Consider the following 24,734-nt stretch of genomic DNA (forward strand, 5'->3'; position numbering starts at 1 on the left):
GTTTCACTACAAACTGATGGCCGCTAAACATAGTGTCAGTTACTTTGAAATCAAGTTGAAAGAACAAAACGATTTTGTATATTTGAACCTATGAATATTATCAATCAAAATATTGAACTTATAAATGCGCTTTGTAAATCGCACAAAGTAAAACGTTTGTATGCATTTGGTTCTGTATTAACTGATCGATTTAATGAGCAAAGTGATATAGATTTAATCGTTGATTTTAGTGATGTTCAATTGCTTGATTACGCCGACAATTATTTTGATCTGAAATTTTCTCTTGAAGACACACTAAAAAGACCCGTGGATTTATTAGAAGAAAAAGCGATAAAGAATCCTTATTTCAAAAAAGCCATTGATAAAAATAAGCAATTGATTTATGGATGATTATATTTACGCATGGCTTTATGATATAAAAACTTCAATTGAAGAGATTGAAAGTTATTTTCCATTAGGTAAAGTTTTTCAACATTATCAGGAAGATTTAAAAACCAAACGTGCAGTGGAGAGAAATATTGAAATTATAGGAGAAGCCATGAGTAGAATTTTGAAAGTTAATCCACAAATAGAAATTTCAAACTCCAGAAAAATAGTGGATGCGCGAAATAAAATAATTCATGGGTATGATGAAATTTCAGACGATGTAATTTGGGGAATCGTAGTCAACAATCTACCTATCTTAAAAAGTGAAGTTGAAAACCTATTGCCGGATTAGCCATTAACTCAACAGCCGTTCCGCCCAATCACTAACTACTCTTCAAATTATTCCATAACCCTATACACCGGATACTGCAAATGTGCCGCTTCATACCAAGGCGAATTTTTGTAAATCCAATCCAATTGCGCTTCGGGATTATCGGCAAAGGCTTTGTCTTGGTTGCGCTTTTCTTCCAATTTGGCTTTAACTTCAGGATGTTGTTTTAAGTATTCTGAGGCACTGTCTTCAAAAACATAATCGGAATAGCCTTCTTTTTGTTGGAGTATGGTGTCGAAAAAATTCCAATTGAAAAAACTATCAACTGCTTCGGGTTCTAAAGTCTCCAATAAATATTTCACACCGGCTTGTTGTGTTGTAAAAACATAATCGCCTTTTCTGAAATTTACTTTGGTTTTGCTAACAACAACTTGAGTGTTCGAATGTGGATAATGACCTTCATAAGTATTTTTAGCGGTTTTGTAATCGGCTATGCGATAACTTTCCACTGAAATTACACTGTCTTTTTCGAGGCGCGTGTAAGCCAATTGATTGTTGGTTAGCAATTCAATCACTTTCCATTGCCCTTGGGGAATCACGTAAGCTTTAGGGATTTTGATATTTTTCACCGCCTTGTAAGTCCCGTAAAAAGGGATTTCTTTGGAGTATGGTTTGTTGCGGTCGTAGTACAATCGTTTTCCGTTGGTAACATCACTTTTCTTATAATCGCCTTCATAGCCAAGGAATTTTATTTTTTCCACTTTGCTGCTGTCGATAGTCCATTGGATAGGATAGGAGTTGCCCACTTGATATTGCTTACCGTTTTCCGCTCTTTTGTTTTTGATGAGTGTCACGTTTTTATCAGCATATTGCAGCGTAGACACCATAAAATCATAGGTTACTTTCACGCGTTCAGCATACGGTTTCAGCATGTGTGTTTCCACCACGTAGCCAAGCGAGTTGAATAGAGAAGTATAGCCCGTAGCATACCGAGGCGTATCGCTAAATTGTGCAAAACCATCAGCAGGAGTACCATGCCAAACGTTGACATACGGAGTGCTTTCGACTTTTTTCGATTGTAAATCTGTAACGATGGCAGGCGTCATTTCGGTTTTGATAAATGCGCCTAAGGTATTGCCCAAACGATTGGGTTCGGTCATGATGTAGGTGAGTTTGTACTGATAATCGGCACCATTGCTCACGTGATTGTCAATAAAGATGTCAGGTAAAAAGTAATGGAAAATTTGGGTAAACGCTTGAGTATTCCGAGTATCGGTTTTGATGAAGTCGCGATTCAAATCGAAATTCCGCGCATTGCCTCTGAAGCCGTATTCTTCCGGGCCATTTTGGTTGGCTCTGGAAGTTGTATTTCGGTTGAGTAAACCACCAATATTATACACCGGAATGGCAATCACCACTACATTTTTAGGTACGGCTATTCTTCGCAAAGCCAAATCGCGAAACAATTGCATCGAAGCGTCTATGCCATCGGGTTCACCGGCGTGAATACCGTTGTTGATGAGCAGGAAAAGCTTTTCGGTTTTGGTTTTGTAGTCAAACTTTTTATCGGCATCAAAAATCACTACTCGCAATGGTTCACCGCTATCGGTTAGTCCGAAAGTTTGCAATTGGATGGTTTCAAAATCCGCATCGAGTTGTTGGTAAAATCGCAATACTTCTGTATAATCAGCCGATTGGTTGCCGTTGCCTTTTTCGAAAAAAGTGGCATAAGAATCCTTTTTTTGCGCCCAGGAAGTCAGTGCAAACAGCAATAAAAGCGAAAGAACTTTCATTACTTTTCTTTTTTAACTACCACGCTATCCGGAACCAAAACGGTATAATCGCCGCCGTTTCGGATAACATCTCTAACGATGCTGGAAGAGATATAGGAAGTTTTGGAGGCTGTAAGTAAAAACACAGTTTCAATTTGAGATAGCTTTCTGTTGGTATGTGCAATGGCTTTTTCAAATTCAAAATCGGCCGGATTGCGCAAGCCACGCAGGATGAAATCGGCATCCAATTTCCGACATAAATCGATAGTCAATCCTTCATAAGTGACTACAGTAACTCGCGGTTCCTCTTTAAAAGCTTCCTCGATAAACTGTTTTCGGTCTTCTAAAGAAAACATATACTTTTTATCGGCATTGATACCAATAGCCACAATCACTTCATCGAAAAGCGAAACACCTCTTTTGATGATATCATAATGTCCCAACGTAATGGGATCAAAGGAACCGGGAAATATTGCTTTTCTTTTCATTATTTAGTTTAAATGTTGCGAGTTGCGGGTTTCGGGTTCAAAATTAACGCTTTATGTCTCGTAAGTTTAATCCCGTAACTTTAACTCTATTTCTTTAAGGCCAATTCTAAAGCGTTCGTGAACAAGTCGGTTAAGGAAATTCCGGCTACTTTGGCTTGTTGCGGAATCAAACTCTCGGTGGTTAAACCCGGAATGGTGTTCATTTCCAACATATGCGGTTCACCGTTTACGATGATGAATTCACTTCGAGAGAAGCCACTCATTTTTAAAACTTCATAGGCTTTTTTGGCTACAGTCGATACTTTGGCGGTCATTTCCGGAGAAATTCGGGCCGGCGTAATTTCTTGCGACTTGCCTAAATACTTGGCTTCGTAGTCGAAGAAGTCGTTTTCGGATACAATTTCAGTTATAGGTAATACAGTGATGTTACCTTTGTAATTGATCACACCAACCGAAACTTCTGTGCCGTCTAAGAAACTTTCGATGATGATTTCGTTGTCTTCTTTGTAGGCATTTACAATGGCATAAGCCAATTCGTCTTTGGTTTTAACTTTAGAAATACCAAAACTCGAACCCGATTTGTTGGGTTTCACAAAGCAAGGCAAACCAACTGTTTTTAGGATGGCTTCTTCGTCGATTTCATCCCCTTGATTTAAATAATAAGAAGTGGCTGTCTTAATGCCATAAGGTTTCAGCACCGACAATAAATCACGTTTATTAAAAGTTAAAGCCGCTTGGTAATAATCGCAAGAGCTTTGCGGAATACCTAACAATTCAAAATAGGCTTGCATTAATCCGTCTTCGCCCGGCGTACCGTGAATGGCATTGAAGACTACATCAAAAGTGATTTTTTCTCCGTTTACTGTTACAGAAAAATCGCTACGGTCTATTGGAAATTCGTTGTCTTGCTCATCTACATAAACCCATTTGTCTTTTAAGATATGAATGCGATAGCCTTTGTATAAATTTTGGTCTAAAAATTGATAAACCACATTGCCGCTTTTGAGAGAAATTTGATATTCGCTGGAATATCCGCCCATAATGATGGCTACTTTTTTCATTAGTAGTAGGAGTTAGGTTGGTATTAAAGTAGTAACAAAATTATCATTTTTTTTCTTAGATAAGGCTATGTCTTTAGATTTTTAGATTGTTAGACATTTTAGATTGTTAGATTCTTAGATTGTTAGATTCTTAGATTTTTAGACTTCTTAGATATTATTCTTTCTAATTATCTAATAGCGAGGCGCATCTATACGTCTGAAAGGCATGTCTAACTGTCTAAAAGCGAAGCGTATCTAAAAGCCTGAAAGGCATGTCTAAAATTCTAATAGCGAAGCGTATCTTTTTTATATCTTTGCTTAAATAAAATTTCTTTATGAGTTTACGCCAATATTTAACCAGTAAGGTGTTTTTTGCCCAAGTATTAGCCGCTATGGCCATTTTTGCTGTTATCGCTTTTTTGTTTTTTCATTGGATAACTTATACAACCAATCACGGTCAGGAAATTACAGTACCGGATTTGAGTAAACTTTCGGCTGAACAAGCGGAAGAAAAATTGGATGCCTTAGATTTGGATTACATCATTTTGGATACAGTAGATTTTCGTCCGGAATTTCCTAAGTTAACCATAGTAGAACAAGAGCCGAAAGCCGGTGCTAAAGTCAAAGAAGGCAGAAAAATTTATTTAAAAATCAATGCATCTACTTACACTATGGTGGCTGTGCCCGATTTGATTGAAAAAACGTATCGCCAAGCCGTGCCGACTCTGGAAGCGGTTGGTTTAAAAGAAGGAAACATCACTTATAAACCGTATTTAGGAAAAGATATGGTGTTGGAAATGCGCATGAACGGTAAAAAAATCAAACCGGGCGACAAAGTACTGAAGTCTTCTAAAATTGATTTGGTTTTGGGCGACGGAAAAGTGGTTTTTGATGATACGACTATTGACTCTACTGCGGTAGATTCTACTGATATAATGCCTGTAAATGAATAATACCAACGATAATTTCGAGTTAGAAGAGGAATTATTCGAACACCATCGCTTTGTATCGCCTAAAGGACAAAGTTTGTTGCGTGTCGATAAGTTCTTGATGCAATTGATAGAAAATGCCACCCGAAACAAAATCCAACAAGCCGCCGAAAAAGGCAATATTTGGGTGAACGATGTACCGGTGAAATCCAACTACCGTGTAAAACCATTTGACGTGGTTAGGGTAATGCTCGAGCATCCGCCTTTTGAGAATCATATTATTCCTGAAGATATTCCGCTGAATATTGTTTATGAAGACGATGCTTTGTTGGTCATCAATAAACCACCCGGATTAGTGGTACATCCCGGTCACGGTAATTATACCGGAACTTTGGTGAATGCCTTAGCGTTTCATTTTGACAATTTACCGCTCAATTCCAGTGAACGTCCCGGATTGGTGCATCGGATCGATAAAAATACGTCAGGTCTTTTGGTCATTGCCAAAACCGAAGCAGCTATGACACATTTGGCCAAACAGTTTGAAGACAAATCTACCGAGAGAGAATATATCGCGCTGGTTTGGGGTAATGTCAAAGAAGACGAAGGTACGATTGAAGGTAATATTGCGCGTCATATGAAAGACCGCATGCAAATGGCAGTTTATCCCGAAGGAGATGTTGGAAAACATGCCGTTACGCATTACAAAGTTTTGGAGCGATTTGGCTATGTAACTTTGGTGTCTTGTAAATTAGAAACAGGAAGAACACACCAAATTCGCGTTCATATGAAATACATTGGTCACACTTTGTTCAATGATGCGCGTTATGGAGGCGATTTAATTTTGAAAGGCACTACATTCACTAAATACAAACAGTTTATAGACAACTGTTTCAAAACCTTGCCTCGTCAGGCGTTACACGCTAAAACATTGGGGTTTGAACATCCGGTGACTAAAGAATATATGCGATTTGACACCGAATTACCTGAGGATATGAAAGACTGTATCGAAAAATGGCGTAATTACTCCAAATCTCATGCGGAGGTCAATGACGAAGAAGTATAAAAAAAGTCCTGATTATTCAGGACTTTTTTATTTTATAAATCATCTTCAATCGGCTTTTCGGCCATAAAGATGTAGTAGATGCCGACTAGGATAAACGGAATACTGAGCCATTGTCCGGTGCTTAATAATCCGAAGCTTTCTTCGATACCGCCTTGGCTTTCTTTAACATATTCTACCGCAAAACGAACAGACCATAACATTACTAAGAAGTAACCGAACAACAAACCTTGTTTTTCCGCAGTTTTGGTTTTCCAGTATAAGAAGAACAAAGCGAAGAAAACAAAGATGTACAAGAAAGCCTCGTACAATTGTGCCGGATGTTTCATCGGGACTTTAGCCAATAATTCAGCGTATTGCGGATCAGTAGCTATGGCGTGATAGGCATCGTTTACATTAGATAGTTTGGTGATGTTCATCACATCTTTGGCCGAATAATAATCGCGGATAAACTTAATTCCGAAAGCCGAATCGGTTACATTACCTACAATTTCTGAGTTGAAAAAATTCCCGATTCTCACAAAAATGGCACCACTGGCTACGGGAATTACCACACGATCCAATACCCAAAGTATAGGTCTTTTTATCACATTCTTACTGTAAAAATACATAGCGATGATGATGGCAATGGCAGCACCGTGACTTGCCAAACCTCTGAATCCGGTAAATTCGAATTCCGGTTTGAATTTAAACGGTAATAGTATTTCGGTAGGATTGTTTCGGAAATATTCCCAATCGTAGAAAAAAACTTGGCCTAAGCGAGCACCTAAAAGTGTAGCAATTACTGTCCAAATAAATAAAGTGTCTAATTTTTCGATGGACTCGTTTTCTCTTTCATAAATCTTTTTCATGATGTACCAGCCTAAACCGAATGCAATGACAAACATTAAGCTGTAATAACGAATGATGAAAAAGCCAATATCAATACCTTCTGAAGGATTCCAAACCATGATTTACTATTTTGGGGTTGTATATTGTAAAAGTAAGCAAATGTTTCTAACTGAGAAAAAATTAACCTTTCTTTAGTGTGAGCACTTCTTTTCGGGAACCGGGTCATAACCACTTTTTCCCCATGGATGACAACTGAAAATTCTTTTAAAACCCAAATAACTTCCGTAAAATAATCCGTGAATTTTTAATGCTTCAATGAAATAAGTGGAGCAAGTGGGTTGAAACCTACAAGTAGCGGGAAATAGAGGAGAAAGTACAATCTTATAGAACCAAATCAGCAGTAATAATGGTGCTATGAATATCTTTCGCAACATGGTTATTGTATGCTGAAAGTTGTACCTTCTTTACCATCTTTCAACTGTATGCCTAAGGCTAACAATTGGTCGCGAATCTGATCGGAAAGTGCAAAGTTTTTATTGGCCCTTGCCTCTAATCGCATGTTAATCAATAATTCAACCACACCTTCTAATTTATCTGTTTGATTAGAAACCGCTTTTTCATCTTTAATACCTAAAACATCGAAGGTAAAACCTCTAAGGGTTTCGCCTAAAACAGTTATGTCGGCAGCGGTTAAGGTTTCTTTACCGTCGTTTACCAAATTCACATATTTAATGCCTTCAAACAAGTTGGCTATTAAAATCGGGGTATTGAAGTCGTCGTTCATGGCTTCGTAACAATTTTGCTTCCAAGCAGCAATGTCAACGGAAGAAACGCCGTTTGGTTTTAAATCTTTTAAAAGTTCCAAGCCATCCATCAATCGCGTAAAACCTTTTTCGGCAGCAAGAATTCCGTCGTTGCTAAAATCTAAAATACTGCGGTAGTGCGCTTGCATCATAAAGAAACGCGCCACGTTAGGCGAGAAGGCTTTGCTTAAAAACGGACTGCCGCCGTTGTAAATTTCGCTTGGTAAAATATTGTTTCCCGTTGACTTCGACATTTTTTTGCCGTTCAAGGTTAACATATTGGCGTGCATCCAATAGTTTACGGGACTGTGACCGGTACAAGCTTCGTTTTGGGCAATTTCACATTCGTGGTGTGGGAATTTCAAGTCCATTCCGCCACCGTGTATGTCAAATGTTTCGCCTAAATATTTGGTACTCATTGCGGTACATTCTAAATGCCAACCCGGAAAACCAACTCCCCAAGGCGATGGCCAACGCATAATATGCTCCGGTTCGGCTCTTTTCCACAAGGCAAAATCTTGCGGATTTTTTTTGTCCGATTGTCCGTCGGTGTCGCGAGTATTGGCTAACATTTCTTCAATGTTTCTACCGCTTAATTTACCGTAATGATTGGTTTCGTTAAATTTTACCACATCAAAATATACTGAACCGTTGGATTCATAAGCAAAACCCTTGTCGATGATTTGCTTTACAATCTCAATTTGTTCAATGATATGACCGGTTGCCGTAGGTTCGATGCTGGGCGGTAAAAAATTAAATTGAGTAAGAACATCGTGAAAATCAACAGTATATCGCTGCACAATTTCCATAGGCTCTAATTGTTCAACACGGGCTTTTTTGGCAATCTTGTCTTCCCCATCATCTACATCATCCACTATATGACCCACATCTGTAATGTTGCGAACATAACGCACTTTGTAGCCCAAATGCAACAAATAGCGAAAAATCATATCAAAAGACATGAAAGTTCTCACGTTCCCTAAGTGTACATTACTGTAAACGGTAGGGCCACAAACATACATGCCAACATTGCCTTCATGTACGGGTTTGAAAAGTTCTTTTTCTCCGGTGAGAGAATTGTAAATTTTAAGGGTATGATTCTTGTAAAGTTGCATTTTTTCTGGAGCTTTTTCCGGCTTTACGTTGCAATCTTTTTTAAAACAACCTGCGTAGCACTACGGTAATTTTAAAAAAGGATTTACACTCCAATCCGGACTATTAAAAACTGGTTTCTAATTTGATGTAATCTAAAAATTCACGTTTAGTGGTTTCGTTCTTGAATTTTCCGCCAAACTCAGAGGTAACAGTACTGCTTTCTATATCGCGAATACCTCTGGAATTAACACATAAATGTTTGGCATCAATCACACAAGCTACGTCTTCGGTGTTTAAAACACGTTGCAATTCCTGTACAATTTGCATGGTTAAACGCTCTTGTACCTGAGGTCTTTTGGCAAAATAATCTACTATTCTGTTCATTTTAGACAAACCTACAACGGTACCGTTAGAGATGTAAGCCACATGAGCTCGGCCTACTATGGGTAACAAATGATGTTCGCAAGTAGAATAAACTGTAATGTTTTTTTCTACCAACATCTCGCCGTATTTGTAATTGTTTCGGAAGGTAGAAGAACTAGGCTTTTTGTTAGGATTCAATCCGCCAAAAATCTCTTTTACAAACATTTTGGCTACTCTGTTAGGAGTACCTTTTAAGCTGTCGTCAGTCAAATCCATTCCCAAAGTTGTCAAAATATTTTCAACATCTTTTTTGATGACTTCAATTTTTTGTTCATCTGTTAAATCGAAGGCATCTTTTCGTACCGGATTTTGAGCACTTGTAGCAATGTGGTTTTCACCTAATTCGTCATTATTTACCACGTTTTTTGTCATTAAATTCGCAATTAATTTGGGTTTGAAAATCGAGTAGCAAAGATAAATAATTAAAATTAAAAGCCGCTGAATAGTGTTAATATTTGAAATTATTTGATTTTAACGTTAATAATTTGCTAAAAATACGTATATTTCGTGCCTTAAAAATTGTCACTAGTAATGAAAAAAATTTACTTCTACCTATTTGTAATTAGTTCATTTACAATTCAAGCTGTTTTTTCGCAGGGAGCTAACTGTGCTTCATCAGACGCTTTTTGTGCGGGAGGATCGTCTTTAACCTTTCAAAACTCTACCGGTACCACAACAGAGACCGGTATTGATTATGAATGTTTAGGTTCTCAACCCAATCCTGCATGGTTTTACATGCAAATTGGTATTTCAGGGAACATTAATTTTCAAATTTCCCAAGCGACCAATGGTGGAAATCCTATTGATGTGGATTACATTGTTTGGGGACCTTTTGCTACGCCTTCTTGTGGTGCTGCCAATTTAAATCCGGCAACAAGTGTTAGTTGTAGTTTTTCTGCTGCTGCGGTCGAGAACTTTACTTTACCGAATGCTCAAGTAGGACAAATATATGTTGTTTTATTAACCAACTACAGTGGTCAGGCCGGTAATATTACAGTGACGCAAACCAATGCCGGTCAACCTGGAGCTGGTGCAACCGATTGTAATATCGTTTGTCCGTTATCATTAGATGATCAGGTGATTTGTGTTGGTGGTCAAGCAATTTTAACTGCAACCATAAGTGGTGCTACCAGTTATGTTTGGACTGGTCCAAGCGGACCTATTCCAGGGAATAATCAATCGATAACCGTTACTCAACCGGGAACATACACTGTTGTTGTAAACAAACCTGGTTGTGTCGCTAATGCCACTACCAGTGCAGATGTTTCATACTATGCTGCACCACCAATTAATCCTCCGGTAAATTTACAACAATGTTCAAATTTACCAACATTCAACCTCAATGACGCTACAGCAAATATTTTTAACGGAACCGGTTTGAATCCCGGTGATTTTGAGGTTTATTTCCACACCACTCAAAATGGTGCTCAGAATATTGACAATTCTATCCCTAATCCTGCTGTTTACACTCCGGGAGGAACAGGAGGGACAGTATATATATCAGTAACAGATAATGGTCCTACTTCCAGCGGGTGTATTTCGGTATTCAGCTTTACGGTAGGTTTTGATACCTGTACGGCTACTCCAAATCCACCACCAACATTAACTTTATGTGAAAGTAGTTTAGGAAGTGGTACTGCGGTTTTCAATTTTGCTCCTCAAACACCAATCGTATTAGGAACTAACTCAGCGGCTGATTATACCGTTACTTACCATTTAACCCAAAATGATGCCGACAATGATACCGGAGCCATTGGTCCTAATAATGTTGTTGGAACAAATGGTCAAACCATCTATGTAAGATTAGAAGAAAATGCAAATCCGTTGACTTACGGAACTACTACTTTTCAATTAGAGGTTAATGCTTTGCCAACTGCAACCATCAGTGGTAGTACCACTATATGTTCAGGTACAGATGCCGTAATTACCTTTAACGGTACACCTAATGCTACAGTCACTTACACAGTAGATGGTGGTGCCAATGAGACTATAGTGTTAGATGCTACAGGGACAAACTCAATAACAACTCCGGCATTAACGACTAACTCAACTTATACTTTAGTTAGTGTTATAAATACTGCCACAACTTGTGGAAGATTAGTTTCAGGTTCAGCTACTGTTACCGTAAGACAATTGCCAACTGCTACAGTTTCAGGTACAACTGCGGTTTGTCAAAATGCTACAGCTCCTTTGATTACTTTTACCGGAGCGAATGGTTCTGCTCCTTACACTTTCAATTATACCATTAATAATGTTGCTCAACCACCATTAACTACGGTTTCCGGTAATAGTGCTACTGTTACTGTACCAACTAATGTGGTAGGGTCTTTTGCTTATACTTTAGTTAGTGTTGAAAGTTCCGGAACACCGGCTTGTTCCCAAAATCAAACGGGTACTGCAACTGTTACAGTAAATCCTTTGCCAACCGCCACTATTTCAGGAACCATCTCAGTCTGTTTAAATGATCCTGAGCCACAAGTAGTGATAACGGGAGCTAACGGAACAGCTCCATATACCTTTACTTACACACTAAATGGTGGTCTACCTGTTACTACGCTTAGTTCAGGAAATTCATTAATTATCAATGTTCCAACGACTGCTACAGGAACTTTTACTTATGATTTGATTAGCGTACAAGATGCCAGCGCCACCACCTGTTCTCAAACGCTCACGGGTTCGGCTACAGTTACGATTAATTCTGCACCAACAATATTTACTCCATCAGATTATGTAGTTTGTGATGACAGCTACAACAACGATGGTTTTTATTGTGGTTTTGATTTGACGACAAAGATTAATGAAATTACCGGCGGAGATCCGAATATTGTTGTTGAGTTTTTTGAGACTTCTACCAGTGGTTCTCCAATAGCGAGTCCTTATTGTAATATTGATCCGGGATTGCAAACGATTTATGTAAGAGCCTACAACACGGGTTCACCGTCATGTTTTAGTACTACCACTTTCAATTTGATTGTTAATCCGTTGCCGCTAGCCAATCCGGTTATCAGCAATTATGAGTTGTGTGATTATACCAACCCCGGAGATGGAGTAGAGGTGTTTACCTTGAACAGTAAAGACACGGAGATAGCTAACGGTCAGTCTAATGTAAGTATTGCTTACTATGAGAGTTTGTCAGATGCACAAACCCAAACCGGAGCGTTACCAAACTTATATCCTAACACAAGTAGTCCACAAGAGATTTGGATTGTTATTACCAATACTGTTACCGGATGTAACTCTATCAGTTCATTCTTCTTGGTGGTAAATCCATTACCGGTAGCTGTTACACCGGATCCGATTTTTCAATGTAGTAATGGTGTTTCCAACCAAGCTATTTTTGATTTAACGGTTAATGAATCTGTATCAACCGGAGGTGCTACAGGTGTAGTGGTTACTTACCACAATTCCTTGGCAGAAGCCCAAAATGAATTGAGTCCTCTAAATGCGTTGTCGTATTTAGGAACCGATAATGAAACAGTTTACATCAGAATAGAGGACATCAATACGGGTTGTTACTCCACTACCACCCAATTATTAAGAGTTACATTAGGGCCATTGGCTTTAACACCACCGGCACTTCACTATTGTGATCCGAACAACGATGGTTTTGGTGTATTTAACTTAGAAGATGCTACTTTGGCTATCCAAGGCGGTTCACTTCAAACCGGTGTTTCGGTGACTTACCACGAAACCCCGACAGATGCTTTGATAGGTGGAAATCCGTTAACGAGTCCTTATGAAAACATCAACGATTGGAACCAAACGATTTATGTTAGAGTGTTCTATACTTTAACCGGCTGTGCCAATTATGTAGAGTTAGAATTGATAGTTGATCCAACCCCTGAAGCCACAGAGCCGAATGATTATGAGTTGTGTGATTATACGGGAGCTGTAGGTTTTGAGAGTTTTGATTTGACTACTACTGTACCTCAAATCTTAGGCAGTATCGACCCATTAACACATACGGTGACTTTCCATACGAGTTTGGGTGATGCTCAAAACGATACGGGAGCTATTACAAGTGTTACAGGTTATGTTAGCGCTACCGCTACTTTGTATGTAAGAGTAGAGAATAATAACACGGGATGTTTTGATATAGTGACTTTAGAGTTAATTGTAAATCCGTTGCCAAACTCTTCACAACCCAACTATCCGCAATACACTTTGTGTGATTACAATGGAGCAGTAGGTTTTGAAGTATTTAATTTGGCCGACCAAGTAGACGATATTTTATTAGGTCAAACCGGTATGACAGTAAGCTTCTATCCGAGTTTGAACGATGCACAAAACAACACTAATGAGATTACCAACTTACAATACCAAAACCAAGACATTTATGTACAAACCTTGGGTATTCGTATTACCAACAGCACTACAGGTTGTTATGTAATCTCTACTATGGATATTCGCGTAGTGCCGCTACCAACACCTATACCGCCAACCCAACCTTACACCATTTGCGATGACAATCAGGATGGTTATGCGGGATTTGATTTGAATACCTTAACAACAGATATATTACAAGGAGCCGCATACATTATTACGTATCACGAAACGTTTACCGATGCAGAAACAGGTAGCTCGGCCATCGACACTACAGTGTTGTATGACAACTTGTATGCTTTTACCCAAACCCTTTATGTTAGAGCAGTTGACCCTAACACCGGCTGTGTAACAGTAATGCCTATAGTTTTACGCGTGAATCCGAGTCCGATTGCACCCATTAATTTGGATAACATAGAAGTTTGTGATCAAGACAACAACACCCAAAATGCAACCACCGGAGTTGATTTAACGGTTCGTACAGCTGATGTATTGGCTCAGCAACCTTTGGCTGCCAGTAACTATACCGTAACTTATTATACGAGTTCAACGGCAGCACAGCAAGGTACATCTCCAATTATTCCGGCTACAAATTATGTGACCACAAGTCAAAAAATTTGGGTTAGGGTAGAAGACAACAATACCGGATGTTACAATATCGGTTCGTTTGATATCATCGTGAACATTCCGCTTTTACTCACTACACCAACACCGCTTAGTTTGTGTGATGACGATGCTAATCCGAATGACCAATTCCATAGTTTTGATTTGACGGTGAGAGATGTGATGATTACACAAGGTTTATCGGGATATACGGTTACTTACTATTCAACCTATGCTTTGGCACAAGTTGGAGGCGCAAGTGATATAGCTGATTTTACCAATTATACTAACGTTCAACCGGCAGTACAAACCTTAGGGGTACGCGTAACGAGTGCTGCGGGTTGTTACAGTGTAACAACATTAGACATTAGAGTATTGCCGATACCAACACCAAACACCAATCCGCCGAGTTTAGGTGCGCAGTGTGATTACAACAATCCGGGAGATATGTTGGAGTACTTTGATTTAACGGTGAATGCGGCATATATCTTGAACAACGACCCTAACTTAACATTGGAGTATTATAACAGCCAAGCCGATGCGATTAACCAGGTAAACCCGATTATCAATCCAAGCAATGCCTTAGTAGGAGATGTAGACCCGAATGAGCAAAGTGTATGGATAAGAGTAGAGAACAACCGAGTGGATTATTTAGGGAATAACTGTTATGTTTTGGTGGAACAACCGTTAACGGTTAATGCGTTGCCAACAGTGGCTACTATAGCCGATTACCAAATCTGTGAGGCTGATCCATCGGGAGTAAATGACGGATTTGAAGTATTTGACTTAACAAGTCAAATCACCGCCTTGATGGCCAATAACCCAACACCGCCGACATACACTGTAAGATTCTATGAAGATGCAGCTTTGACCATTCCAATCAACACTCCGGCTGCTTATACGAATCTTACTAACCCGCAAACGATTTATGTTCAAATCACTAATGATGTAACAACTTGTCGCAGCGTAGTAGGTCAGTTCAACATTTTGGTGAATCCAAAACCAACCATCAATATAGTAATGGCTGATATGTTGGAGTGTGATTACGATGGTGTAAACGACGGCTTGATGTTGTACACCCAAAACCCGACCAATGCCCAACCAAGTTTGGCAGGTTATGTGGATGATATTTTAGGGGCAGGGCAAACGGCACCGACTTACCTAGTAGAGTTTTATTTCAACAGTCAGGCCGATGCTGATGCCGGCAACTCAGCTAATGCGTTGACTAACTTAGATACCTACCAAGTACAAACGGGTACTTATTGGATAAGAGTAACCAATACGGTAACGGGTTGTTATCAGTTGGATTCTTTTGATGTAGTGATAGAGCAATTGGCCGAGCCTGTAATCACCAGCAACACCGGAAGCAATATTGCATGTGTGAATTGGAACCAAACGATAGTGAACAACAACTTAATCTTAGACAGTGGTATTACAGCACCGAACTACACCTTTAATTGGTATGCCGACGGTAACTTGATTACAGGAGCTAATTCATCCACGTATGCGGTAACGGATATCAATGCAGACAGTGTTACTTATACGGTAGAGGCCGTGAGTGTAAATCCACCGTTGTTAGGCTGTGTGTCTGTTATTACAGCGGCATCTACTTTTGAAGTGGTTCGTTCGGGAGCAGCGGCAAACATTACTTACACAGTAACCAATGCCTTTGCAGAAAACCAAATCATCACTGTAACCAATGATGGTTATGGGGTGTATGAGTATAGTTTAGACGACGGACCAAGACAAGCGAGCAATGTGTTTGAGAATGTATCGTTGGGCAGCCATACGATTTATGTATGGGATGTTAGAAGTCCGGATGGGTATTCTTGTGGTGTGGTATCGATAGATAACGTACAAGTGATAGATTACCCACGTTACTTTACACCAAACGGTGATGGATTCCATGACACTTGGAATGTAACGGGCTTACAAAACTTTGACATCGTGACAAAGATTTACATCTTTGACCGCTACGGTAAGTTGCTCAAACAGCTAAGTTCTTCGGGTGATGGTTGGGACGGAACCTATAACGGACAGCCGTTACCATCAACGGATTACTGGTTTACGGTAGATTATCCGGAGAATGGTGTGATGAAGCAGTTTAAAGCACACTTTAGTTTGAAGCGATAACCAAAATCCTGAATACAAAAAAACACCCGTTCTGATGAGCGGGTGTTTTTTTTGCAATAGCAATTTCACAGTTCAATAGCAATGGCAAAGACAATATAGTTCAAAAGGAAAATGAGGGTGTAGTTAGCCCCGATTCCTTCGGCAGTCGCTTCGCTCGTGTGCAGCAAGCTACCGAGTAGCGCGGATAGCGTGAGCAGGAGTGAAAGAAAGATCAAACGTACGCTCCTAAAACAGAAAAACGCCTCAAAATAGTTGAGACGTTTTCTTCAAATTCTGTGGAGTCGGGGAGAGTCGAACTCTGCTTGGAACTACTTTATTTTATTGACTTCATAGAGAGGTGTCATTGCGGGGTAACCGAATATATCACCAAACTATGTTTATTCATTTTTATTGCAAATCGTCGGCATGTAAATATACAAAAAAGATTACAAATCATATAGATATGTTTACTATTATTTGAACTGCTTGTTGGACTGGTTAGTGAAAGTTTTAAGAGGATTGTAAACAATCTGTTTACGCTTATAACCCTACAACATGCAACGCAAAACTTCTTCTACTGGAAGACCAGAATATTTGCAAAATTCCTCAACTGAAATATATTGATGATCTTCTTTCTTCAGGTGCTTTTTTATCTTGATTAAATACAATCTTGCTTGAGTGTATTCTTTTCCCATTATGCGTTGAACATCTTTCGGGTACATGCAGATTCTTCCATTGCTTGCTCCCATTTAACTAATTGATACTCTATCTATGCCTTTGATATAGTGTTGCTAAACCTCAACCATATTTTACAAAATTATTGAATTTGGGATAAATTACAAAGATGATTTTTGGTGGTTTTTGGTGATTATTTACGGCTTTTTATTGTGGTGTTAGGATATGAAAATTGAATAAATAAAACTTTGTTCAAATCATTCGAGATTTAGTTGCAACGATTATCGAGATGAAAGTGAATTGTGAAAATGAGTATTAATCAAAAATTGTAAAGATTATGGCTAGACAGAAAGGCATAATTAAATTAAAAGGGACTATCGGGGATATTACCTTTTACAAGACACAGGATGGGCATTTGGCACGCGAGAAAGGAGGAATTGATGCCAATAGAATAGCCAGTGACCCGGCATTTCAGAGGACTCGTGAGAATGGTTCTGAATTTGGCAGGGCAGGGAAGGCTGGGAAGCTTTTACGAACTGCCTTAAGACCATTGCTGATTAATTCAGCTGACAGTAGAATGGTTAGCAGACTTACCCAAGCTATGGTAAAGGTTATTCAAGCGGATACTGTCAGTGAGAGAGGGTTGCGAAACGTTATTGACGGAGAGGCTGAATTGTTATTTGGTTTTGAGTTCAATATCCGTGGTAAGCTAGGTACCAGTTTGTATGCACCATTTGTGGCTGCAATTGACAGAGCTGCTGGAGAGATTACCGTTGATATTGCTTCGTTTGTTCCGTTGAATATGATTGCTGCACCAAGTGGAACTACCCATTTTAAAATCATTTCCGGTGGTGCTGAAGTTGATTTTGAGGCTGAGACTTATGTTGTTGCTACCTCTGAGACAGCAATCTTACCTTGGGATGCCACACCAACAGCAGCTATCAATCACACTAATGCCGTGACTGCCAACTCGACTAAACCTTTGTTTTTGGCTTTAGGTATTGAGTTCTATCAAGAGACTAATGGACAAATGTATCCGCTTAAAAATGGAGCATTTAACCCTTTGTCGATTGCTAAGGTTGATAGTGGAGTATAATGGACTTCGACAAGCTCAGTCTGACAAACACGGTTTAGAAGTGGTTTTAGTATTAACCAGAACTTATTTCCCCAAAGGAACTAATGGTAAACTCGAATGCGAGGACAAATTGATTTGTAACACCATTGAATTGCCTTGGAAGAATAACGAAACGAAGGTTTCCTGCATTCCGGAGGGGAAGTATTTCATCAGAAAAAGATACAGTAAGAAGTTTAAATGGCATTTGGAAATCATTGAAGTAAAGAACAGAAGCTGGATTCTGTTTCACCCAGCCAATAATGTCCTTAAAGAACTGAATGGCTGTATTGCACCGGTTACCAAAATTTCGGGAGCCGGATTGGGATTACAATCCCGAAAAGCTTTTACCAAGCTCAAAACGTTAGTTTATGCGACTTTGGATAAAAAGCAACGAGTTTTAATCATCATCAAATCTTAAATTTTTAAAATCATGAAAACCAATTTTTATAAAAGTTTGAAACTAGTATTGTTTCTATTGTTTACTGCTTTAAGCAGTTCAATCGTTGTGGCAGAGACTATGCCCCCGAAAGCTGAAATCAGCCCTATTGGAGGTAGCAGGTCTCCTTGGCCGGACTTTAGTTATGTCTTGCATGACGTTAATACTATTGCATTAGCAAATGTGAATGACAATGTATTGCCCGATGGAAGTTATCATCAAAGGGTTATGTCTGAGGTCAGCACCTTGTATGATGTGTCATTTATTGCAGTTGGAGGAAAGTCGACTCCTAAGCCTATATTGTTTGAATCGGTACTTGCGACATCGGCAGATGAATGGGAAATTCGGGTTATAAATTTACCTCAGTATGATTTTGCATTTCAATTATCGGATTTGCAATTGGAAGAGTCAATAAAAGGCCTATTATTCTCAACTTAATTGCCTCTGATCATGACTATTAAAAAGAGAATAACATCTCCCACTCCGACATTTTTTAAAGTGCTTCGCAATATCGGATTGGTTTTGGCTGCTGTAGGCGGTACCATTTTGACAGCCCCAGTAGCTTTGCCTGCTGTAGTGGTTACTATAGGCGGTTATGTAACGGTAGCCGGGGGAGTACTATCAGCCGTTAGCCAACTTACTGTAAAAGAGGAGCAATCTCAACAGAAAGAGCATGACGGCAAATAACCCTACTTTCGCCGGGACTGTTGGAGGGACCTTTTTGAGTGTGTTGCCCAATTTAGACTCAACAGATGTTCTTAAAACAGTTGTTTTAGCCGGTTTAGGCGCTGTTGTTAGTTTTACGGTTTCGTTAGTTTTAAAAAGAATATTAAAGAAGCACAAGAAATAGTTTAACTTAAGTTGTGGTGACCTTAGGGTTAAGCAAAATGAAAAGCCTAGTCTTACGACTAGGCTTTTTTTATTAGCATTCTTCACATAAGTTCAGAATAACTTCCTCGATTACAACTGCAGAAGTATTGGTAACTAGTCCGTGATATTTTGCGCAGTCTGTTGTTTTTGTTCGACAGTCAAAAACGCCAAAAAAATTCGAGAGGTTTTCGATTTCCAAATGTCCGTTTGGTATGGAATGAATAGTGTCATAGTGTATGTTTTTAGTTGATTATTTACAATATCGATACATAATTATCCTTCTGATATCATTTATCAATTTTAAGTTTTCATGAAATTGATGTTCCTTTTGCTCCAAAGCCTTAAGTGCTGCAATATTTTTTTGATGTTGTTCGTGTTCTTCCATCATGATATTGGCACGTGGAGTGAATTCTTTTTTGAAATCCTGAATTCTTAGGAAAGGGATAACGGAGCCGATAAGGAATTGGTGCCAGAATTTGGTTTGCCATAAGCTGAAGGCAGTAAAATAGAAGTTTTCGCAGTCCTCTTCATGTTGGAAGAGTATCACAAAGCTGTTTGTAAATGGCTCTTTCTGCGGCTTTCCACTGTTTAGTCCTTTGTTAAGGATGAATAAATGGGGTTTTGAATAGGTAGTTCCTGCTTTGTGGGTTTTGATGATAAAGTTGGTCATGGCTTCGGAATTAAAGTTAACTTCTTCCTGTTCCTGTGTTAAGTGGAGATTCCGAGTTAGTAGCTAGGCCCACACACAAATTTTTTCAAAAGAAAAAAGGAAAAAAAAGAAAGCCGTTTGACCTTGAGGAAGGTTTCAAAAAAGCCAGTTTTTTGGATGAAATACTACCCGCAGGGTGGAGATTTTGGCCAAAACCCAAAGGGCTCGAACTTGCTTTTTTGAATACCTGCAACATAGATTTGCTCTCTTTTTTTTCATTTTTATTTTGACCAATTTTAGTCGATTTATGATGTATAGATTTTTGTGGTAGCGATACTACTGGGTTCGGGAAAGGGTATAAAATTCCGGTACGGATTTTATACGCTTTCCTAGGTTTTGGTTTTATGTGTGCCTTGAGTAGTGAATAGAAAGCGCTACACGATTATAATGTCATTGTTGTAAGATAATTAAAGGCAATCATAAAAGCAATGCAATCGCTACCGATTTAAGTGGTTAGCTGATTAAAACCGTCATATAGTAGTTTGTAGAAAACAGTTGAAAGCAATGTTTTCAACTAAAAAAATAAGGGTGCCATAGTATTTATTTAAGCTTGGTTAAAAAGCAAACAGTATTATAAAACTATATAATCTGGTATTACCTCAAAGATATGAGATATTGAGAAAACAGGTTAGAAATTTATGCTACTTGGGGTTGTTGTTTAAATTTTATAAGTATTGATAAAGTCTGTACTAAGGTTATAACTTTAAAAGGGCAGATTGCTTAGCCAGGCCATTTAGCTTTCAAGTTAGTGCTTGATTTGAGGTAGTATAAATTACCTTTTTACAGGTATATGTATTTGTTGTACCTAATATTAAATTTGAAATTATAAAATTGGTGTCTGTGATGGGTGATAAAAGCAGGATATTCAAAAGAAGATTATTAAAGCTGAAATTGGTTAAAGGATTATTGGCTCATTTCAGTATTTTTTAAATAGTTATACTTTCTCAAAATTTATTACACACTTAGTTTTTTTAGCCTTAATTTAAATATCAATTTAACAATCAAAGATCGTGAAATCAACCTTATTAATATCGGTAATTATTTTTTTGAATCAGTCAGTTTGTTTTTCTCAAACTTTATTTCATAAAAGAATAAATGAAAACCCAGCTAATACAAATTGGAATAGAGTTAAATTTAGTGATGATGGATTTTTAATTATAGGGGAATCTTTTTTTACTGAGTATTTAAATTTCAATTACTCTGGGGATTTAATAAGTTCTAATAAATATGGTCCAGAATCTTTTTTAACTATTAGTCCTTTTCATTCAACCAAGCCAATCTTTTCAAATAGTCTGACAGATTTTGAACTGTTTAGTTTCGATAATAATGTTTTAAATATGATTAAAACACAGAATTTCCAATTTCTAAACGGCAAAAGTTTTAGTGTTACCAATTCACTGTTTAATTCAAGTAATACTATTTTTGAATTTGGTAAAAAGCTAAGTGATTCCAAATCTGTAATATGCGGTTCTTATAAATACTTTAACATTAATCCAAATAATCCAGAAGAGGGGACATTAGACAGTTCTGCGATAATTGCATTATTTGACAATCAGCATAATTTAGTGTGGTCAAATGTTTATACATTAGGTGGTTACTATTTAATGCCTGAATTTTTTTTAGAGTTCGAAAATAATTATACTGTAATAGGTAGAATAGGTGTAGAAGGAGCGGCAGGGGTACCAAATTCTGTTCAACAAGTTTTTATATTAAAAATTGATAAAAGTAATGGGAATCCAATCGGTTTATTGGAAAGGTATAGCCTTGGGACTCATTTTGAAATAGCGAATGTGTCTTCAAATAATTTATTTCTTACCGGCGGTTATGAGGATTTATTAAGTTCTAATGTGGTACCCACAACGGGATTAATAATAAAATTAAACCAAAATGGTAGTCCTGCTGTAAATTTTGTTAAAGCCCTAAATGTAAATGACTATGATATTTCGTTATTAGACTTTATAGAGCAGTCAGATGATGGAACCATTTATTATAGTGGAACAATTGGTAAATATCTACCATCTGGAGGATGGTCAATAGATTCTTCTCACTTTTTTGTTGGAAAATTTGATGGCACTTCTAATAATAGTATATGGAGCACTGTTTTTTCAGATGTATCATCAAATGGTCAACTAACTGACTTTGGTAGAGCAAATTATTTAAAAGAGCTTGAAGATACAATTTTTGCCATTGGAACTTATTCCGGAGTTAATGGGAATGATTATTTTATTAAAATTAATAAGGGGACAGGTTTGTCTTCGTGTAAAAATGTATCTGTACAATCTCAACTTGAAAATGTACCTTTTACACCGAATTTTCATAGCGTTGAAGTTACCACTAATGTACTTTCATTTAATCAAAATTTGACACTTGTGAATGACCAACAATTTCCAAGCTTAGTTGATGAGTCCCTTGTGATATGTGAAGAGGTTCTAGGTACAAATGATTTGGACCATGATTCTATAAAAGTTTTTCCAAATCCTGTGAATTCTAATTTGTATATTGATGGTAATCCAACAAGTTTTTTGATTCAATCAATCAAAGTTTATGATATATATGGAAAAGTAATTTATACCACCGATAACATTACTAATGAAAATTTTTCTATCAATACCACTTCATTTTCAAACGGTGTTTATTTTGTAGAAGCAACTTTAAATTCCGGAAAAAAACTTGTTCAAAAATTTATAAAGCAATAGTTTTTTTAGTTTCATTATTGTTTTTAAATCAGAGCTGATGCCAATGCAGGTTTTTGGAAAGGGTATAAAATTCAGAAATGGATTTTATACCCTTTTTTTGGTTTGGTTTTATGGGTGCCGGAGATAATGTTTAGTGCAGAGGTGGCTGTATTTAGTTAGATGGTTGTATAGTATTCGGAAAGGTACTTATAAAAGCAATGCAAACACTTCCTATTTTTATTAGCGGACGTTCTGGCAAGGGTATCATTTTTTATTTGCTAACCGGGTAATTTGTGATTGCTTTTATGAATAGCTGATGCCATGAAATAAAGTTCAGTTTGCAGAATACTGCTATCAGAATAAATGTGCTTTGTAGCGGCGTGGCATCGGCTATTGTGAAAGCAATTTATGCTGGAGTAATGGGCAAATAAAACAATGATACGCTTGCAAGGTTTTGGTTTTATGGGTGCCTTGAATATTTTGGAGAACACAGATTGTGAATTATAGCAAAGGAGTTCAATAGCATCAGGGAAGGCACTTATAAAAGCAATACAAACACTACCTATTTAAACGGTTAGCAGATAAAACAGTTGCAGTATTGTGAATAGAAAACAGATGACTGCAACTATTCAATTGAAAAGGTATTGGTGATAGGGATAGGGTGGTGGCGAAGGGTGGTTTTTTTAAAACAAGCTGGTTCGAGTCCTTCGATTACGCTCATGATGACTGTTTTAAAAAAGTTGCCCTGGAGTCACCACCAATGGTTCTCGTTAAGATAATGTGCGCGGCTTTTTTACATAATGTTGTTATGGCTCATGACAAGGTTTTGTTAAAAGCAGGGAGTTCATAATGAGCCATAACGCCACATTATGTAAAGAAGCTTTGGGGAAAAAATTACCGGCATAAGTCACGCAGTGTACGTGTTATTGCATCAATAACTGTGACGGTATTTTTTTAGGAGCGTTGGGATGGAGGAACGAAAATTTTGTTAAAAAAGTGATGCTTTAAAACTGTTAATTAAATTGTTGATAACAAGTTTTAAGTGAGAGGTTTATGAAAAAAAAATAATTTAATTTTGAGTTCATGTGGCGGGTGTAGTGCCCGGGTGGATATTTATTCTCTGTTGAAAACTAGTTTTCAACATTTGTCAATAATTTAAAAAATAAAAGACCGAAGCGAATGGAATAGACGCTTCGGCCTTAAGAAAATCTGGTTTGGACCCCTAGATTTCTTCTGCAAAAATATAAGTTTTATTCTTATATCCTAATTATTCCTCAGGTTTTTGGCCTCACGCCTCAGTATCAAATAGTGCGACCGCTCTAAAATTCAACGTCATGGCAAAAAATCCGCCATCTGGCGACGGTCATCGTATCGGCGCCGTGAAAGAAAGGAGTCAAACCTTTAATCCTAAAACCGAGCAATGGGTTAAGCGAGATGCTAACACCGGCCGATTTATGGATGTAAAACAGGATGGCACCCCTTTTAAAGGAGTTCGTAAAGAAAAGTAGCGAATTATCTTCAAAATCACTAGCCCAATATATTGGACTAGTGATTTTAATTATTAAAATCAATTTACAATGACAACTGTGGAAAAGACGGATATGTTAAAACATACGATGGATAGATATGACCATTATTATGATAGTGTTAATAATAAGTGCAGCTTGTATTTGACTCTGACAACATTTTTGTTTGGAGGCATCATTACAGGATATTATACTATTAAAGATGATTTGATTTGTACTCAAAGCATTGTAGTCTTAATCTGGATATCATTATCAGCATGCTTAATAAGTATTTATTATGTTATACGTGCCATTATACCCTATGTGTCTAAACATAAGACAGGCGAAAAAATTTCTGTACTCAACTACAGCTGTGTAGCAGGCATAACGGATACGGAGTTCAAAGTTATTTATGAAGCAATGACAGAAAAAAAGCAGATGAAGGATTATTTAAACCAGGTTCAGTTGTTAGCAAAAGGACTTCAAAAGAAGTTTTTTTATCTGTGTTTGGCAAGTTATTTTCTGATAGCTGTTTTTATCTGCATTACAATAATTGGAATTAAAATATTATAAA

General features: G+C 37.8%; 21 protein-coding genes. 13 read left to right on the forward strand and 8 right to left on the reverse strand.

Features of this window, described 5'->3' with window-relative positions:
- The first annotated feature begins 90 nt into the window (after positions 1–90).
- On the forward strand, positions 91–390 hold the full coding sequence (locus ACJG85_RS08630; RefSeq protein WP_412476143.1) for a nucleotidyltransferase family protein: 300 nt from the start codon (positions 91–93) through the stop codon (positions 388–390).
- The gene (locus ACJG85_RS08635) at positions 383–718 is read left to right on the forward strand and encodes a HepT-like ribonuclease domain-containing protein (protein ID WP_412476144.1); all 336 of its coding nucleotides are present in this window, start codon (positions 383–385) and stop codon (positions 716–718) included. Before ACJG85_RS08630 ends, ACJG85_RS08635 begins: the two co-directional genes overlap by 8 nt.
- A 47-nt stretch (positions 719–765) precedes the next feature.
- On the opposite strand, the gene ACJG85_RS08640 is transcribed toward ACJG85_RS08635, so the two are convergent.
- The 3 genes from ACJG85_RS08640 to ACJG85_RS08650 all read right to left on the reverse strand — a co-directional run bounded on the left by ACJG85_RS08640 (position 766) and on the right by ACJG85_RS08650 (position 4,018).
- The gene (locus ACJG85_RS08640) at positions 766–2,490 is read right to left on the reverse strand and encodes a hypothetical protein (protein ID WP_412476145.1); all 1,725 of its coding nucleotides are present in this window, start codon (positions 2,488–2,490) and stop codon (positions 766–768) included.
- Entirely contained in the window at positions 2,490–2,957 is a 468-nt protein-coding gene (gene coaD, locus ACJG85_RS08645) for a pantetheine-phosphate adenylyltransferase (protein WP_290876204.1), read from the reverse strand. Before coaD ends, ACJG85_RS08640 begins: the two co-directional genes overlap by 1 nt.
- 86 nt (positions 2,958–3,043) lie before the next feature.
- Positions 3,044–4,018, reverse strand: a complete 975-nt coding sequence (locus ACJG85_RS08650) for a D-alanine--D-alanine ligase (RefSeq protein ID WP_412463878.1) — start codon at positions 4,016–4,018, stop codon at positions 3,044–3,046.
- Positions 4,019–4,332: 314 nt separating this feature from the next.
- Here ACJG85_RS08650 and ACJG85_RS08655 point away from each other — a divergent pair, with 314 nt between their 5' ends.
- Entirely contained in the window at positions 4,333–4,950 is a 618-nt protein-coding gene (locus ACJG85_RS08655) for a PASTA domain-containing protein (protein ID WP_412476146.1), read from the forward strand.
- Positions 4,943–5,989, forward strand: coding sequence for an RluA family pseudouridine synthase (locus tag ACJG85_RS08660; RefSeq protein ID WP_412476147.1), 1,047 nt, complete (start codon positions 4,943–4,945; stop codon positions 5,987–5,989). The genes ACJG85_RS08655 and ACJG85_RS08660 overlap by 8 nt, the downstream gene beginning before the upstream one ends.
- Positions 5,990–6,021: 32 nt before the next feature.
- On the opposite strand, the gene lgt is transcribed toward ACJG85_RS08660, so the two are convergent.
- From lgt to folE, 4 genes are all read right to left on the reverse strand, one after another.
- The gene (gene lgt / locus ACJG85_RS08665) at positions 6,022–6,936 is read right to left on the reverse strand and encodes a prolipoprotein diacylglyceryl transferase (RefSeq protein ID WP_409679193.1); all 915 of its coding nucleotides are present in this window, start codon (positions 6,934–6,936) and stop codon (positions 6,022–6,024) included.
- A gap of 72 nt (positions 6,937–7,008) precedes the next feature.
- Positions 7,009–7,251, reverse strand: a complete 243-nt coding sequence (gene yidD, locus ACJG85_RS08670; RefSeq protein WP_409679190.1) for a membrane protein insertion efficiency factor YidD — start codon at positions 7,249–7,251, stop codon at positions 7,009–7,011.
- A gap of 2 nt (positions 7,252–7,253) precedes the next feature.
- On the reverse strand, positions 7,254–8,735 hold the full coding sequence (gene cysS, locus ACJG85_RS08675) for a cysteine--tRNA ligase (protein ID WP_412463879.1): 1,482 nt from the start codon (positions 8,733–8,735) through the stop codon (positions 7,254–7,256).
- Positions 8,736–8,838: 103 nt separating this feature from the next.
- Positions 8,839–9,510, reverse strand: coding sequence for a GTP cyclohydrolase I FolE (folE, locus tag ACJG85_RS08680; RefSeq protein ID WP_412463880.1), 672 nt, complete (start codon positions 9,508–9,510; stop codon positions 8,839–8,841).
- A 159-nt stretch (positions 9,511–9,669) separates the two neighbouring features.
- On the opposite strand from folE, the gene ACJG85_RS08685 reads away from it, so the two are divergent.
- The 6 genes from ACJG85_RS08685 to ACJG85_RS08710 all read left to right on the forward strand — a co-directional run bounded on the left by ACJG85_RS08685 (position 9,670) and on the right by ACJG85_RS08710 (position 19,251).
- Positions 9,670–16,197 (forward strand): T9SS type B sorting domain-containing protein, encoded by a 6,528-nt coding sequence (locus ACJG85_RS08685; protein WP_412476148.1) that lies wholly within the window; start codon positions 9,670–9,672, stop codon positions 16,195–16,197.
- Positions 16,198–17,188: 991 nt separating this feature from the next.
- The gene (locus ACJG85_RS08690; protein ID WP_412476149.1) at positions 17,189–17,947 is read left to right on the forward strand and encodes a hypothetical protein; all 759 of its coding nucleotides are present in this window, start codon (positions 17,189–17,191) and stop codon (positions 17,945–17,947) included.
- A gap of 40 nt (positions 17,948–17,987) precedes the next feature.
- Positions 17,988–18,383, forward strand: a complete 396-nt coding sequence (locus ACJG85_RS08695; RefSeq protein ID WP_412477189.1) for a DUF5675 family protein — start codon at positions 17,988–17,990, stop codon at positions 18,381–18,383.
- A gap of 12 nt (positions 18,384–18,395) precedes the next feature.
- Positions 18,396–18,839, forward strand: coding sequence for a hypothetical protein (locus ACJG85_RS08700; protein WP_412476150.1), 444 nt, complete (start codon positions 18,396–18,398; stop codon positions 18,837–18,839).
- 12 nt (positions 18,840–18,851) lie between these two features.
- The gene (locus ACJG85_RS08705) at positions 18,852–19,088 is read left to right on the forward strand and encodes a hypothetical protein (protein WP_412476151.1); all 237 of its coding nucleotides are present in this window, start codon (positions 18,852–18,854) and stop codon (positions 19,086–19,088) included.
- Positions 19,075–19,251 carry a hypothetical protein gene (locus ACJG85_RS08710; RefSeq protein ID WP_412476152.1) on the forward strand — a complete coding sequence of 59 codons (177 nt, stop codon included), beginning with the start codon at positions 19,075–19,077 and terminating at the stop codon, positions 19,249–19,251. Before ACJG85_RS08705 ends, ACJG85_RS08710 begins: the two co-directional genes overlap by 14 nt.
- A 270-nt stretch (positions 19,252–19,521) precedes the next feature.
- On the opposite strand, the gene ACJG85_RS08715 is transcribed toward ACJG85_RS08710, so the two are convergent.
- Positions 19,522–19,941, reverse strand: a complete 420-nt coding sequence (locus ACJG85_RS08715; RefSeq protein WP_412476153.1) for a DUF6943 family protein — start codon at positions 19,939–19,941, stop codon at positions 19,522–19,524.
- A gap of 1,049 nt (positions 19,942–20,990) precedes the next feature.
- Here ACJG85_RS08715 and ACJG85_RS08720 point away from each other — a divergent pair.
- The 3 genes from ACJG85_RS08720 to ACJG85_RS08730 all read left to right on the forward strand — a co-directional run bounded on the left by ACJG85_RS08720 (position 20,991) and on the right by ACJG85_RS08730 (position 24,733).
- Positions 20,991–22,676, forward strand: a complete 1,686-nt coding sequence (locus tag ACJG85_RS08720) for a T9SS type A sorting domain-containing protein (RefSeq protein ID WP_412476154.1) — start codon at positions 20,991–20,993, stop codon at positions 22,674–22,676.
- Positions 22,677–23,989: 1,313 nt separating this feature from the next.
- Positions 23,990–24,163, forward strand: a complete 174-nt coding sequence (locus tag ACJG85_RS08725) for a hypothetical protein (protein WP_412476155.1) — start codon at positions 23,990–23,992, stop codon at positions 24,161–24,163.
- Between the two features lie 69 nt (positions 24,164–24,232).
- Positions 24,233–24,733 carry a Pycsar system effector family protein gene (locus tag ACJG85_RS08730; RefSeq protein ID WP_412476156.1) on the forward strand — a complete coding sequence of 167 codons (501 nt, stop codon included), beginning with the start codon at positions 24,233–24,235 and terminating at the stop codon, positions 24,731–24,733.
- Position 24,734 lies beyond the last annotated feature (1 nt).

Origin of the sequence: Flavobacterium mekongense (assembly GCF_047038255.1) — a bacterium.
Taxonomy (GTDB): Bacteria; Bacteroidota; Bacteroidia; order Flavobacteriales; family Flavobacteriaceae; genus Flavobacterium; species Flavobacterium mekongense.